12 protein-coding genes and 1 tRNA gene are annotated in these 15,640 nt (G+C 45.9%); 8 read left to right on the plus strand and 5 right to left on the minus strand.

The window, feature by feature from the left end; genetic code table 11:
* Positions 1–98: 98 nt before the first annotated feature.
* Positions 99–221 (plus strand): hypothetical protein, encoded by a 123-nt coding sequence (locus tag DW033_RS25245; RefSeq protein ID WP_255203124.1) that lies wholly within the window; start codon positions 99–101, stop codon positions 219–221.
* 179 nt (positions 222–400) lie between these two features.
* On the opposite strand, the gene pnp is transcribed toward DW033_RS25245, so the two are convergent.
* Positions 401–2,650, minus strand: a complete 2,250-nt coding sequence (pnp, locus tag DW033_RS23115; RefSeq protein ID WP_122383206.1) for a polyribonucleotide nucleotidyltransferase — start codon at positions 2,648–2,650, stop codon at positions 401–403.
* A gap of 203 nt (positions 2,651–2,853) precedes the next feature.
* Between pnp and DW033_RS23120 the strand changes: the two genes are divergently transcribed.
* The 3 genes from DW033_RS23120 (at position 2,854) to DW033_RS23130 (ending at position 5,089) form a co-directional block, all read left to right on the plus strand.
* Positions 2,854–4,011, plus strand: coding sequence for a TlpA disulfide reductase family protein (locus tag DW033_RS23120; protein ID WP_122370223.1), 1,158 nt, complete (start codon positions 2,854–2,856; stop codon positions 4,009–4,011).
* 197 nt (positions 4,012–4,208) lie between these two features.
* The gene (greA, locus tag DW033_RS23125; protein ID WP_005860822.1) at positions 4,209–4,679 is read left to right on the plus strand and encodes a transcription elongation factor GreA; all 471 of its coding nucleotides are present in this window, start codon (positions 4,209–4,211) and stop codon (positions 4,677–4,679) included.
* A 14-nt stretch (positions 4,680–4,693) separates the two neighbouring features.
* A complete protein-coding gene (locus DW033_RS23130; RefSeq protein WP_005860824.1) occupies positions 4,694–5,089 on the plus strand; it encodes an HIT family protein in 396 nt (131 codons plus the stop codon).
* Positions 5,090–5,330: 241 nt separating this feature from the next.
* Here DW033_RS23130 and DW033_RS23135 read toward each other — a convergent pair whose 3' ends face one another.
* Both DW033_RS23135 and DW033_RS23140 read right to left on the minus strand, forming a co-directional pair.
* Entirely contained in the window at positions 5,331–6,443 is a 1,113-nt protein-coding gene (locus DW033_RS23135) for a PspC domain-containing protein (protein WP_005864147.1), read from the minus strand.
* A gap of 12 nt (positions 6,444–6,455) precedes the next feature.
* Complete coding sequence (locus tag DW033_RS23140; protein WP_005860828.1) at positions 6,456–6,782, minus strand: PadR family transcriptional regulator; 327 nt, start codon at positions 6,780–6,782, stop codon at positions 6,456–6,458.
* A 187-nt stretch (positions 6,783–6,969) separates the two neighbouring features.
* Here DW033_RS23140 and DW033_RS23145 point away from each other — a divergent pair, with 187 nt between their 5' ends.
* The 3 genes from DW033_RS23145 to DW033_RS23155 all read left to right on the plus strand — a co-directional run bounded on the left by DW033_RS23145 (position 6,970) and on the right by DW033_RS23155 (position 10,114).
* On the plus strand, positions 6,970–8,775 hold the full coding sequence (locus DW033_RS23145; RefSeq protein WP_048928503.1) for a long-chain fatty acid--CoA ligase: 1,806 nt from the start codon (positions 6,970–6,972) through the stop codon (positions 8,773–8,775).
* Positions 8,776–8,837: 62 nt separating this feature from the next.
* A protein-coding gene (gene prfB, locus DW033_RS23150; RefSeq protein ID WP_122383207.1) for a peptide chain release factor 2 occupies positions 8,838–9,963 on the plus strand; the annotation gives its coding sequence in 2 pieces (ribosomal slippage) (positions 8,838–8,900 and positions 8,902–9,963; 1,125 coding nt in all).
* 77 nt (positions 9,964–10,040) lie between these two features.
* A tRNA-Ile gene (locus DW033_RS23155) sits at positions 10,041–10,114 on the plus strand.
* A 109-nt stretch (positions 10,115–10,223) separates the two neighbouring features.
* Here the strand turns inward: DW033_RS23155 and DW033_RS23160 are convergent.
* Positions 10,224–11,369, minus strand: a complete 1,146-nt coding sequence (locus DW033_RS23160) for a DUF6051 family protein (protein ID WP_122383208.1) — start codon at positions 11,367–11,369, stop codon at positions 10,224–10,226.
* Between the two features lie 179 nt (positions 11,370–11,548).
* Here DW033_RS23160 and DW033_RS23165 point away from each other — a divergent pair, with 179 nt between their 5' ends.
* Positions 11,549–12,391, plus strand: coding sequence for a LytTR family DNA-binding domain-containing protein (locus DW033_RS23165; protein ID WP_022192277.1), 843 nt, complete (start codon positions 11,549–11,551; stop codon positions 12,389–12,391).
* 4 nt (positions 12,392–12,395) lie between these two features.
* Here DW033_RS23165 and DW033_RS23170 read toward each other — a convergent pair.
* Positions 12,396–15,640: hybrid sensor histidine kinase/response regulator transcription factor (locus DW033_RS23170; protein WP_147423696.1), on the minus strand; the 3,245-nt coding region annotated here is incomplete at its 5' end.

The raw sequence follows: 15,640 nt of genomic DNA on the forward strand, positions 1-15,640 counted from the left end.
TTACACATTTTATTGTTATTGAATGTGTCTACCTATATCAGCATAAGACAAAAAACTATAAATATCAATTAATCAGTTTATTAAATGATATATGAAGCATGGCTAAACAGATAGCCGGCAAGCTAAGCAATGTCTATATCTTCGGTCGCTTCTTGAAAAAGATAGGACCAATGATGCGATTGGCGAGTAGGGGACGGTGGTGTTTTGTGATTGAAAAGTAGTAAATGGTGGTAGATACGAGCCGATAGTGGTAGATGCTATTTATCTACCACCACTCGATAAATAACTTATGACCAATTGATTATAGCTATAGTTGTAGGTGTGGTAGATGATTTGATAAAAAAAATCCCGGATAGTGTTTAATCTACCCGGGATAATATATAATGTATAAGACCTTATCTTAGTCTCTGTACTCCCTGCGAGGTCCGCGATCACCACGATCCTGACGAGGACCACGGTCTCCACGATCACCACGGTCTGGACGAGGTCCGCGATCTCCTCTTTCTGGTCTTGGCGGACGTTCCTCGTAACCTTCCGGTTTCGGAAGCAATACCTTGCGGGAAAGTTTGAACTTGCCTGTCTTCGGATCGATATCAACCAACTTGACAGAAACCGTATCGCCTTCCTTCAAGCCGGCTTGCTCAACGGTCTCCAGACGTTTCCAGTCGATCTCGGAAATGTGAAGCAAACCATCCTTGCCCGGCATGAACTCAACGAACGCACCATAAGGCATGATAGAGGAAATCTTTCCTTCATAAACCTCTCCGATCTCAGGAACAGCCACGATACCTTTGATCGCCTTGACAGCCGCGTCGATCGTAGCCTTATTCGTGCCGGAGATCTCGATCTTTCCTACGCCGTCTACCTCATCGATAGAAACCGTAGCGCCCGTCTTCTCTTGGATGCCTTGGATGATCTTACCGCCCGGGCCGATTACCGCACCGATGAATTCTTTACCGATAATCATCGTCTCGATACGAGGTGCATGAGGTTTCAAATCCTCGCGAGCTTCCGGTTGAGCCTCCAAGATCTTGCCCAAGATATGCATACGGCCCTCTTTCGCTTGAGCCAAAGCATTCTCAAGGATCTCGTAAGACAAACCGTCTACCTTGATATCCATCTGGGTAGCCGTGATACCGTCTTTCGTACCCGTTACCTTGAAGTCCATATCACCCAAGTGATCCTCGTCGCCTAAGATATCAGACAAGATGGCGTAGTTCGTACCCTTGTTCTCGGAGATCAATCCCATAGCGATACCGGATACCGGTTTCTTCATCGGGACACCCGCGTCTCTCAACGCCAAGGTACCGGCACAAACCGTAGCCATAGAAGAAGAACCGTTAGACTCCAAGATATCGGAGATCACACGCACTACATACGGATAGTTGTCCGGGATCATACGTTTCAGCGCACGGTGAGCCAAGTTTCCGTGTCCGATCTCACGACGGCCTACGCCACGTGTAGCCTTAGCCTCGCCAGTGGAGAACGGGGGGAAGTTATAATGTAAAAGGAAACGCTCGTAGCTATGATTCAATACGTCGTCTATCATTTTCTCGTCAGACTTCGTACCTAAAGTTACCGTAGATAAAGACTGAGTCTCTCCACGTGTAAAGATAGCGGAACCGTGAGGACCCGGCAGGCAATCTGTCTCGATCCAGATCGGACGGATCTCGGTAGTCTTACGACCATCCAAACGCTTGCCCTCATCAAGGATGGCACGGCGCATAGCCTCTTTCTCTACATCGTGATAGTAGCGACCGATCATTTCCAGTTTCTCGTCCGTCAACTCCTCCTCGGAGAATTGAGCCTTGTATTCCTCTACGATTTTCTCGAATGCCTCGCTGCGTTCGTGCTTGCCGCTACCGGATGTGGCTACGGCGTAAGCCTTGGCGTAACATTTGTCGTGTACGTCCTTGCGCAACTCGTCATCGTTTACCTCGTGGCAATATTCGCGTTTTACCAATTTGCCGCAAGCCTCGGATAATTCCAATTGAGCCTTGCATTGTACCTTGATAGCCTCGTGAGCGACCTTGATAGCCTCAAGCATCTCAGATTCCTGAACCTCGTTCATCTCACCCTCAACCATCATGATGTTGTCTATGGTAGCGGCAACCATGATGTCGATATCAGCTTTCTCCAATTCCGCGGAAGTTGGGTTGACGATGTATTTTCCATCCGTACGAGCTACACGAACCTCAGAGATCGGTCCGTTAAAAGGAATATCAGAGACAGCCAAAGCGGCGGAAGCGGCCAAACCTGCTAATGCGTCCGGCAAATCTTCGCCATCCGCGGAGAACAATATAATATTTACATATACCTCAGCGTGGTAGTTGTCCGGGAAAAGAGGACGCAACGCACGGTCTACTAAACGAGATGTGAGGATTTCATAATCAGAAGCTTTTCCTTCTCTTTTTGTAAAACCTCCGGGGAAACGTCCAAAAGCGGAGTATTTCTCTTTGTATTCTACTTGCAACGGCATGAAGTCAACACCCGGGTTCGCATCTTTAGCGGCACAAACAGTGGCGAGCAACACGGTGTTGTTCATACGAACGGTAACCGCTCCGTCCGCCTGTTTGGCCAATTTCCCGGTTTCGATGGTAATGGTTCTTCCATCACCTAACTCGATCGTCTTGTTAATTGGATTAAGCATAATCTTTTTTCTTATTTTTCTATCTGTCAAAAATTGGTGCAAATGTAATGAAAGTTTACCTGTAATTGCATGAAAATGAAAAGAAATAACAGTCTTGAAATACTTTTTTTGAAAAAAGCCTTGAAGAAATACGGAATAATAGTGCCACAATTGTAAAATAATGTATATTTGCACCAGATTAGTAATATAGACAAACTGGAATAATGAAACAAATATCTACGAATTTACTAGCTGTGCTGTGTGTTATGTTGCTTTTGTTCACGGCTTGTAAGAAGAATTCTGATTTTACGGTGGAAGGTGTAGTGTCCGGCGCTGATGGCCAGATGATGTATCTGGAGAATGTAGGTGTGTCGACGGTAGAGTTGATGGACTCCGTAAAACTGACGGCGGCCGGTAAATTCAGCTTTACGAAGCCTCGTCCGGCATTCCCTGATTTTTATCGCTTGCGTCTGAATAACCAATTGATCAACTTCTCGGTAGATTCTACGGAGACGATCTCGTTCGTGGCCGATGCCGGGACTTTCGCTACTTCTTATAGCGTGGAGGGCTCAGAGAATTGCAAGGCGATCAAGAATATTACCTTGGCTCAATTAGACGCGAACCAAGCGATCCATCGTTTACGGAAAGAATCTGAGTCCGGTCTGTTGGCGGATTCCGTATATTCCCGCCAGGTGCTCGAGGCCGCCGAGGCTTATAAGGACGTGGCTCGTAAGTATATTTATTCCGCCCCGATGTCCGCTGCCGCTTACTTTGCCTTGTTCCAGCAAATCGACGGCTTGCTGTTCTTCGATTTGTATGACAAGAACGACTCGAAGGCTTATGGTGCCGTAGCCACCAGTTTCGATCATTATTATCCGGAAAGCCCTCGTGCTAAGCATCTGTATAACTTGGCTCTTCAATCGATAAAGGTGATTCGTAGCCAGCGCCCGATGGATTTGGATAAGGTGGAGAAGAAAGAGGTTAGTTTCTTGGATATCGAGTTGCCGGATATACATGGGGAAAACACGAAATTGTCTTCTGTCGCTACAGGCAAGGTGGTGTTGATCAACTTCACGGCCTATATGTCCGAATGGTCTCCTGCCTTGAATATGGAATTTGGCGATTTATATACGAGGTACCACGATAAGGGCTTGGAGATTTACCAGATCTCTTTGGATAATGATGTCCACTTCTGGAAGAACGCCGCTTCTAATTTACCTTGGACTTGCGTGCGTGATCCACAGTCTGTTTACTCTCAGACCGCAGCGTTGTATAACGTGAAACAGCTTCCGGCGATCTTTATCTTGGATCGCAAGGGAAACTTGGTTAAACGGGTGGACGACGTGAAGAAACTTGAGGCTGACATCAAGTCCGTATTGTAAATTGTTCATGATTTAATCATCAGATTTATATGTTATAAAGCACTTTCGTAAACTTGTTCATCTTAGAAAGATAACCTAACTTTGCGGAGTCTTGAAATGATAAAAAAGGGGAGTTCCGGCCATATGACTTGGTCGGGATTCTTTTTTATTATGCGATAATCAATCAATATTAATATAAAGAATAAGGAGGATTTAATATGGCTGTTAGTTATATGACAAAGGACGGCTACGATAAGATTTTAGCTGAAATCAACTATTTGGAGACCGTGAAGCGCCCTGAAATATCAGCCCAGATCGCTGAGGCGAGGGATAAGGGTGACTTATCCGAGAACGCAGAGTACGATGCCGCCAAAGAGGCTCAAGGTATCATGGAGGCTAAGCTTGCGCAGTTAAAAGGTTTGATCTCAAACGCCCGTCTGATCGATGAGAGTCGTGTGAAAACAGATGAGGTTCAGATTTTGAACAAGGTGAAAATTAAGAATACGAAGAATAACGCTGTCATGACCTACACGTTGGTATCGGATTCGGAGGCTAACCTAAAAGAAGGAAAGATCTCCGTAAGCACGCCGATCGCCCAAGGTTTGATGGGAAAGAAGGTAGGGGATGTCGTTGAGATCCGTGTACCTTCCGGCTTGATGACGTTTGAGATTATGGATATTTCAATTTAAAAACAGAAAGACGTATGGCAACTATTTTCAGTAGAATCGTGGCGGGTGAGATCCCTAGCCACAAGGTTGCGGAAGACGATGAGTTTTTTGCTTTCCTCGATATCAATCCGGTAGCCTTGGGGCATACCTTGGTAATTCCCAAGAAGGAGGTCGATTATATCTTTGATATCGATGATCCGATGCTGGGACGGATGGTAGCTTTCGCTAAACGGGTAGCTCGTGCCCAAGAGACCGCTATCGAGTGTAAGCGTGTAGGGTTGGCTGTCATGGGCTTGGAAGTGCCCCATGCGCATATCCATTTGATTCCTATCACGAAGGAGTCCGATATGTATTTCGGCGGGAAGAAATTGGCTGTAAGTCAAGAAGAATTGGCCGAGATCGCCGCTAAGATTAGAAAAGAATTCAAATAATTGAATATAATTTTTTAATTATAAAAAATTGGTTATATTTGTACCCGCTGTTTTATGCGTGACAATATCATGCAAAGGGGACAGCAAATCATTAATATGATTCATTAGTGGTTTTTACTCATAAATTTGTTAACCTTAGAAGAAAGGCCCCTCTGTGACAGAGCGGCCTTCTTTTTTTAAACACACAATAAACATTATAAACTACTAAATCTATATCTTCATTTTACGCCTTCGGATAAGGTTAAGGGAGCCAAACGGCATTCCTGTTCCAATCGTGTACACCGTTCCAATAATTATGCCAGTCATATAGCATACCGGATTGATGGATATATACACCACATAATATAAAGGAGATAAGCCATAAGGCTAATAATATCCATCTTGCTTGCGTCGGTAAGGGGCGTACCTTGAATAATTGGCTGCAAATAGCGTATATCAAGGAGAATATGGGGATACCGATGAATAAGATTGTCCCTATGCATCCCATGATTGCCATTGACAACGGTGCTCCGTTTATCAAGTCCGCTCCGAACGGAGAGAGGTTATAGATGAGTCCGGCCCCACCCATGAGCAACGCGAATGTTACGACTACCAGAATGAATACGACTAGTACTAGCGGTGGCAACAGGAAGATTCCGGCCAATATGATGAAAAACTTCAGGATGAACCCGATGACCAGAACGAAAACATCCGCCAGCTTTTGGAAGAAGTTCCTCGGCTTATCCGAGCTGATAAAGTCGTTCACGTTATTGCTGACTTTCTCGAATCCATCTGTCACGGTCTTTCCGATATTCTCCACCGTCACGCTTTGTCCGCGCATCTCGAGTTTCTCGGTCGCCGTACGTGCCATCGGTACGATGATCCACAACAAAAAGTAAAGCGGAACCGTGATTCCATAGAAGAACATCAGAAGGAAAAGCACGATACGTACGGCAGTCGGGTCCCAATCCATGTAGGCGGCGAAACCTCCGGCGACACCTCCCAGAATACGGTTATCCGGGTCACGCATCAAGCGTTTCTTGGTCGTCTGGGTATGAGTCTCCTGTTGTTGTGCCCGGTAATTATCCTCGTGGTCGGTGCTTTTCTCTTCCTCCTCGAAAATCTCTTCCGGCTTACCCATCCGTTTGATCACTTCCTCTACCTGCTCGATCGTGATGACCTCGTAGCCTAAGCGGACACGCTCGTTAAGAAGTTCCGAGATACGCATCTCGAAATCATCCATGATCTCATCCGAACCCTCTTCTTTGCGGAAGTGGATGCGCAGGTTAGACAGATATTTGTCTAATAATTGGTATGCGTCTTCGTCAATGTGGAAAACTGTGCCTCCCAGATTAACAGTAAGTGTCTTCTTCATCACTCTTTCGTTTTAATTGTTTCTGATGTGGTTTATTGTATCATTTAGTTCCTGCCATGAAGCCTCCAGCTCGCCGAGGAATAGTTCTCCTTTCTCGGTCAGTTGGTAATACTTGCGTGGCGGTCCTTGCGTAGATTCTATCCACTGATAACTTAATAGCTCGCTATTTTTTAGTCGGGTTAAAAGAGGATATAAAGTGCCTTCCACAACGATCAACTTCGCTTCTTGTAACTTCTGAATGATATCAGAGGTGTAAGCGGGTTCCTTTTTGAGAAGCAGGAGGATGCAATATTCCAGCGTCCCTTTCCTCATTTGTGATTTTACGTTCTCTGCATTCATCTCTTTTAATTTTATGCTACAAATGTATGTATTACATATGTACTATGCAATACATGCTACTATGAATTATTATTATTTAACCGAATACTTGCACAAAAAGAGCAATTATGTGTAAAAAAAGGACTGATGTCATGTCTTTTAGAAGAGAAAAGCGTACTTTCGCGGTATCAATTCAAAATAAGGAATTATGATTTATTATCATTTCGCCGAGTTAATACACCGTCAGGCAGAGAAATATGGGAACCGTACAGCGTTGAAACATAGAGATAACGCTACGGGGAAATGGTTGAAGATTTCTTGGAGGGAGTTTTCCGATAAAGTTATGCTTACGGCCAAGGCGATGGCTGAGTTCGGGATAAAGGTACAAGAGAATATCGGGGTTTATTCCCAGAATATGCCTCAGTGTTTATATACGGACTTCGGTGCGTATGGTAACCGGGTGGTTTCCATCCCGATGTATGCGACGAATTCTCCGGGACAAATCGAGTACATCATCAATGACGCTAAGATCCGCACGTTGTTCGTGGGTGAGCAATTGCAGTATAATAACGCTTTCAAGGTACAGAAGGACTCTAAGTATCTGGAGCGTCTGGTTGTCTTTGATCCGGCGGTCAAGATGAATCCGGAAGATAAGACGTCCATTTATTTTGATGATTTCTTGCGCTTGGGGGATAACGCGCATGCGGAGAGCACGGTGAAAATACGTATGACGGAAGCCGTTCCGGAGGATCTGGCTACCATTATATATACGTCCGGTACGACAGGTGAGTCGAAAGGCGTAATGCTTCCTCATTCTTGCTATCTGGAGGCGATGCGGATACATGATGTACGTCTGCCTCTGGTAACCGACAAGGATCTATCCATGAGTTTCTTGCCAATGACTCATATCTTCGAGAAAGCTTGGTGCTATTATTGTCTCCATAAAGGGGTTACGATCGCTATCAACCAAGACCCGAAAATGATCCAGAAGACATTGCCGGAGGTTCATCCTACCTTGATGTGCAATGTGCCTCGTTTCTGGGAGAAGGTGTATGCGGGCGTGCACGAGAAGATCAACTCCGCCTCTCCGGCCATGAAGAAGATTTTCTTGGATGCTATCGAGACCGGGCGAAAGTATAATCTGGAGTATAAGAATAAAGGTATTCCGGCCCCGTGTAGTCTGAAGTTGAAGTTCCAATTTTACAATAAAACGGTTTTTACCTTATTGAAGAAGGTATTGGGTATTGAGCGTGGACGGTTTTTCCCGGTGGCGGGCGCTCCGTTATCGGACACGATTAATGAGTTCTTGCAGTCCGTGAATATCCCGATCGCTTATGGTTATGGACTGAGCGAGACGACGGCTACGGTTTGTTTCTACCCGGAGATCGGATTCCAGTTTGGTTCTATTGGTGAGGTAATGCCGGGAGTTCAAGTGAAAATAGATCCGGGGAATAACGAGATCTTGGTGAAAGGCAAGACCGTGATGTCCGGGTATTATAATAAACCGGAGGAAACGAGGAAGGCTTTCACCGAGGATGGTTTCTTCCGTACCGGCGACGCTGGTCGTTTGGAGGGTAATACGTTATTCTTTACGGAACGAATCAAGGATTTGTATAAGACTTCAAACGGAAAATATATCGCCCCGCAAGCGATCGAGATGGTGATGAGCGGTGATAATTATATCGAGCAAATCGCTGTTATCGGCGATCAACGTAAGTTCGTGAGCGCCTTGATCGTGCCGGCTTATCCATTGTTGGAGAAGTATGCCGGGGAAAAAGGCATCTCGTTCGAGAGCCGGGAGGAGTTGGTGAAGAACAAGGATATCATTCGTTTCATCGAGGCTAGGGTAGAGGAGCACCAGAAGAACTTGGCTTCTTACGAGAAGATCAAGCGCTTTACCTTGTTGCCGGAACCCTTCATGATGGGATGCGAGCTGACGGATACGCTAAAGTTGCGCCGTCCGGTCGTATTGCAGAAGTACGCTACCGAGATAGAGGCGATGTACGAGGAATAACGAGTTTGTCGGCTATCAACTATTTCTTATCTTCGCGGTAAATTTAAAAAAGAAAAGAACATATGATCACATCAGACCAACTACATGACGTGTTGGAGCGCGATAAGGCGCTGAGGGGGTATCTTTGACATCGATAGCAAGACCATTCAGTTAGAAGAGGAGGAGCTACGTACGCAAGACCCCGGTTTCTGGGAAGACGCCAAACGTGCGGAAGTCCAGATGAAGAAAGTAAAGGAGCTAAAGAAATGGATCGAGCTTTACGGTGAGGTACATGCGGCGGCTGAGGAGCTAGAGTTGGCTTACGAATATGTAAAGGAAGAGATTATCACCGAGGAAGAGGTGGACGCGGCTTATAAGAAGGCCCTTCATTTACTGGAAGACTTGGAGTTCCGCAATATGCTTCGCGACGAGGCTGATCAAATGAGCTGCGTGCTCAAGATCAACTCGGGTGCCGGTGGTACCGAGAGCCAAGATTGGGCTTCCATGTTGATGCGTATGTATCAGCGTTGGGCTGAGAATAACGGTTATAAGATCTCTGTCGCCAACTATCAGGAAGGGGATGAGGCCGGTATCAAGACCGTGACCTTCAATATTGAGGGAGATTATGCCTATGGCTATCTAAAGAGCGAGAATGGCGTGCATCGTTTGGTACGTGTATCTCCTTACAACGCCCAAGGTAAACGAATGACTTCTTTCGCCTCCGTATTCGTCACCCCGTTGGTGGATGATACGATCGAGGTAAAGGTAGAGACGGCGGCTATCTCTTGGGATACGTTCCGCTCGGGCGGCGCCGGAGGACAGAACGTGAACAAGGTGGAATCCGGAGTTCGCTTGCGTTATCAGTTCAAGGACCCGTATACAGGTGAGGAAGAAGAGATCTTGATCGAGAATACCGAGACTCGCGACCAACCCAAGAACCGTGAGAACGCTATGCGTCAATTGCGTTCCATCCTTTACGATAAGGAGTTGCAGCATCGCATGGCCGAGCAGGCCAAGGTGGAGGCCGGAAAGAAGAAGATCGAGTGGGGTTCGCAGATCCGTAGTTACGTATTCGATGACCGTCGCGTAAAAGACCATCGTACGAACTACCAGACTTCCGACGTGAACGGTGTGATGGATGGAAAGATCGACGATTTCATCAAAGCATACTTGATGGAGTTCGCCGGAGAAGAAAGTGCGGAAAAATAAGTTTTTCCCTTTAACATTTGCATATCTCGATAATAAATCGTAATATTGCACCCGATTTCAGAGCCTAGCTCTGAACAGGTCCTATAGCTCAGTTGGTTAGAGCACCTGACTCATAATCAGGGAGTCCTTGGTTCAAGCCCAAGTGGGACCACGATGGATGATCGCTAAATAACGTAATATTAGTTATTTAGCGATTTTTTATTGTACCTGCATGAACTAAAAAAGAATATGAGTGTTTGAGGTCACAATTTGTAATCTCTTTAGAGAAACGCCGCCGCCCTCGTGAATATGGAATGAAAGGCTTGGTTGATCAGGCCCGGATCGATACGGGAGTGTGTCGGGAAGGGGATTTGATGGGAGTAAGCGAACGGGAAATCCAGTTCTTCCAATATCTTGCCGGACGCTTTTCCTAAAGCCTTGATCACCCCGCCAGTAGGCATAACGATATCTTTTTTCAATGAGATCGCCCGAATACGATCGCAAGCCCGTTGGAAGAACGACTCCCGGTAATCTCGTAACACATCCTCACGTACCATGGCCTTAAAGGCTTGCTCCAGAAAATCATTCTTGAACGAGGTGGGAAGCGTACGGTTCTCCAAGAAATCATGCCGGAAGTAATGGCGTACCTTGGCGAACGCCTCCTTGTCCATGATATCACGGGCGTTGCCATCCATCTCACTGAAGATGGAGCCACCGCAAAACATGAATAAACGGGTGTCCGTAAACATCTTGTCCGGATTCGCTAATAACAAGACCTGCGAGAGTAACGCGCCGATGGAATAAGCGAATAAGTTGATGGACGTATCTTCCTTGAACAAAGGATGCTCGCCGTTCTTGATCTCATGAACCAATTGCCACATATTATAAACGGATTCTCTGCCCGAGGCGTAAAAGCGTAACGGGTTTTGGGATAGCCGGCTGCTGAGGGCTACGTTGGCGAAGGTGGAGTTCGTCACGTTCGCTATCTCCTCCTTGCGTTTGCTTACCCAAGGGAGGATCGCACGGGGATTGACCCATAATCCCGGGGTACGGTTCATATGGAAAGCGATCGGGAACAGGATGACCGGTTTACCGGTCGTATGGGTGAGGTATTCCGCCCATGTGAGGTATTTTTCCCAAGTCCGCTCGTTCAGGCCATGCAACAGGATAATCGCCTCATTATTCTTTTTACGTCCCGAGGGCGTGAATATGGCATATGAGAAAGATTTGTTCTCTTGGATACGATCGTCGGTCATCGGACAGAATCCGGTGGGGGTAAGTCCCTTCTGGAACTCGTCGATCTCGCTGGCGCCACGGGTCTGGGTGAAGCGAAACGGGATGATCTCCAGATGGCTCTCTTCCAATTCAGTCTTTTTGTCATAAGAGAAAAGACTGTTCAGTTGCTTAGTACGAAGTGAAATATCCATAATCCTCTGATTTTTTACTGCAAACAAACAATAGAAAAACATCTCTTCAAAATAAATGGTTTAAACGGGCTTTGTTGGGGACATAAAGTGTTATTTAGGGGTGAAATCTTTTATAGAGGGGTGAATTTCGTCTGGGAAAATGATTACATTTGTTCCAAAATAGAGGCAAAAAGATGGGAATGTGGGATCAAAAAATACCAAGTTACATATACGGTAAACAGAATATCGTGAGGCTGATTTTGTGGACGGCCTTGTTTGCGTTGGTGTTTATCAACATCTACAAACCGTTTAGCTCCACCTCTTGGTACAAGGTCTCGGAGTTTAAGTTCTTCGTATTCTCTAGCTTGATTATCTTGACGGGAGTATTGGTGGTTGTCTTGAGCCGTATTATTCTGTTCCATTGGGGGAAGCGGCATGCTATCACGGTCCGGACCTATGCGATCTGGATCGTGCTGGAGATATTCTTCATGTCGCTTTTCTATACGATTTATACGTTGGTACTGAATCCGGAACGAGAATATATGGAAGTTTTTAACGATTCGGCGGTGAATACCAGTCTGGTTTTATTGCTCCCTTATTCCGTGCTGCACCTGTATTTCTCTTATAAAGAGAAAGAGCGGCAATTGCGATTGTTGGAGGAGAACCAGACAGAAGCGGCGGTTCGGCAAAGCGTTTTCTCTTTCTATGACGAGAAGAACGAGTTGCGCCTTTCCGTGAAGCGAAGTAACCTGCTGTATCTTGAATCGGCGGATAATTACGTTTGTATCTGGTATCTGAATAAGGGGCAGCTCACGAAGTTTATGCTTCGCAACTCCTTGAAGGCGATCGAAGAGAACCTCGCTGATACGAATGTACTCCGTTGCCATCGTTCTTTCATGGTAAATTTCGACCAAGTGAAGGTGATCCGCAGGGAGAAGGAGGGCGTTTATCTGGAGCTGGGGATCGAGAAAGTACCCGATATCCCGATCTCCAAGACGTATAGCGAGAAGGTAACCCGCTGGTTCCAGACCTATTCTTCCTAGCGGGCTATTTCAATTCGATATTATTTTCTTTCGCGTATTGCGAGGGGCTCATGTTGAATTGCTTGGAGAAGGCCCGGCTGAAATAGGATTGCGAGTTGAAACCAACCGCCTCGGCGATCTCGTAAATTCTCATATCGCCTTGAAGGATCAACTCGGCGGCTTTCTTTAGCCGGCTGATCTTGATCAACTCGTTGGGCGTTACGTTCGATAGGCCGTTGATTTTACGGTAAAGGGTCGGACGGCTTAGATTCATCAAGTCCGCTATCATGTCCACGTCTAGGTTCACGTCGTTTATATGGCTGTCGATGATATCGTTCAGTTTCTTCAAGAACTTCTCGTCCGCCTTCGTGTAAGCCATGGATTTGATATTGGCAATCGGCGAGTTGAAATAATAGGCACGCATATTGCTCCGGTTGTTCAGCAGGTTCGTCACTTGGGTAAGCAATAGATCCATGGAGAAAGGTTTGTCGATGTAAGCGTCCGCCCCCAGCTCAAGCCCTTCCATGCGAGATTGTAAGGTGTTCTTAGACGTCAGGAGGATGATCGGGATATGGCTGAACTCCAGATTAGTCTTTATCTTTTTCAATAAGGTGAAACCATCCATGACAGGCATCATGATATCGCTGATGATTAATTGGATGCCATATTCCTGAAGACGGGCAATCGCCTCCTCGCCATTACCGGCGGTGACAACATTGTAATGGACATTGATCTCTTGACCGATGAAATGGAGCATTTCGGTGTTATCTTCCACCACGAGAACCGTCGGGCGGGATTCTTGGGTGACATATTTCCGCTCGCTGGCAGGGTTGGTCAGGACCTCTGCTTTCTCTTCCTCTAGTTTTAATGAGTTCGGTTGGTTCACCGGCAAACGTAATCTAAAGATGATAAGCCCGGCCGGAGATTCCTCCAACGTCAATGATCCCTCGTGCATCTCCGCTAAAGAACGGGCCAAGGGTAGTCCGAGCCCGGTCCCGGATTTATGGATAGAGGAGTCATCCCGGTAGAAAGGCTCGAAGATCTTTTCTTTTATCTCCTCCGAGATGGGCTTTCCATCGTTCATGATATCGATCGTGAATCGCTCGCCATCTTGCGCCTCGAACCGGACGATGATCTTGCTTCTTGCGTATTTAATAGCGTTCGATAGGAGGTTGCTGAGTATCTTCGTGCAAGCCTCCTTATCGATAAAGGCGTAGAAAGATTTCACGTTACACTCGATAATCATTTGCAATGCCTCCTGCTCCGCCGTGTCGTGGAAACGCTCAAAGGTCTCTTGCATCAATGCGATGATGTCCGTATGTATGAAGTTTAGTTTATATCCCTCGATTTCCGTCTTCCTGAAATCCAGTAGTTGATTCACCAGATCCAGTAGCCGGTTCGCGTTTTTATCCACAATTGTCAGATAATTCTTTGCGCTGGGAGATAGCTTGATGTCCCGTGTTACTTTCTCCAGAGGACTTTTAATTAAAGTCAGGGGCGTACGTATCTCATGAGCGATATTGATGAAGAAATCAATCTTAGCTTGATAAAGCTCCTTCTCCTTTTCATTCTCGAACTCCTGTATTTTCTGCTGTATATTGGCCTTATTATGCCGGGAAATGATAAAGATCAGCAACACTACGCATCCGATAGCGATAATCCCATATAGGATTAACGCCTTGGTAGAGAGCCACCATGGGGGAAGGATCGTAATCTGGAACATCGCCGGCTCATCATTCCAAATACCGGACAGGTTCGCCGCCTTCACCTTGAACGTATAATTACCGGGCGGTAGTTTCGTGAAATAAACCCGGTTCTCGCCCACCACATGATACCATTTGGAACTTAACCCTTCCATGCAATAGGCGTATTGGGTGAGGTTGGGGGCTTGGTAGCTTAATGATGTGTAGTCGATGTAGAATGTGGACTGATTATGTTCTAAGGTGATCCCTTTTTTAAAAGTGATGTCTTTTTGCCTCAATAGATTATGGTCGGGGTCCGAATAATTGATTTGTGTCATATAAATCTTCGGTTGGATAGAGAACTGTTGGATATTATCGGGGTGGAACCGGACCAAGCCTTTCAAGGTCCCGAAATATAATTTGCCGTCTTTAGCTTTTAAAGAAGAGTTATAGTTGAATTGATTGGACAGGAGCCCATGTTCTTTTTTGAACACCTTGATCTCTTGATTGACAGGGTTAAGTACGGCCAGGCCATTTGTGGTACTGATCCACATGTGGCCTTTAGGGTCTTCCTCGATCCGGTAAATGACGTTACTGGGTAGGCCGTCTTGAGTCGTGTATTTTGTCGTACTCTTTAAATTCCGGTCGTACATTTTCACTCCGTTTCCGGTAGCGAACCATAGATTGTTTTTAGTATCCTCATGGATGTGATTGATCGTCCGGTTGGCGTTCGTGTTTATGGAATCCAATTTAAATTCGCCGTGTTTTTGCCGGATTGGGTCGAAATAATATAATCCGATATTGAATGTTCCGGCCCATATAACCCCTTCGTGATCCTCGAAGATCGTTTGTATCCTGCAATTACCGGGGAATTGATCGAGAGGCTCGAAAATATCTTGCATCGGATTATATTGATACATGCCGGATGCCGTAGCTATGAGCAAGTTATTTTTCCGGGTTTTATAGAGATATACGATGATATCGTTTTGGGAGGCGTAAGGATTCGGGGCGATCGTATAATGCTTGATGATTTTCTCCGTACGGATATCCATCACGTCTACCCCGTTAGCGTGTGTCCCGATCCATAGATAGTCTCCAATCACGGTAAGCCCGTGGATACAGCTTTGGGAAAGACCGTCTTTATCTTGGAAATTCTTATAGGTTTGCGTACGGATGTCGAGTTTATTGAGACCAGCGTCTTCGGTTCCTATCCATATATTATGGTTAGCGTCTTGGCAAATATCATGGATAATATCACCGTTAATTGTTTTTTGCCCGGGTATATTGTAGTCTTTCTTGAATTTGAGATAAGGGGGAAGGTAATTAATGCCCCCATTATCCGTACAGATCCATAAGCCACCTTCCCGGTCCTTGCAAAACTGTTTGATAGCGTTATTGGATAGTGAATATGGATCGCATTTGTCTTGTTCTATGTGAAAGGTCTTGTTTGAGGGGATTTGGTAGATATAGATACCGTTGTAGGTGGCGATCCATACCTCGTCGTTTGTCACTTGGAAAATATCCCGGGTATAGAGGAGGGTACTGAAAAAGTAATCACTATTCAGAGTTCTCTGAGGATTATATGAAA

This window comes from Parabacteroides sp. AF39-10AC, assembly GCF_003635405.1.
Lineage (GTDB): Bacteria > Bacteroidota > Bacteroidia > Bacteroidales > Tannerellaceae > Parabacteroides > Parabacteroides distasonis.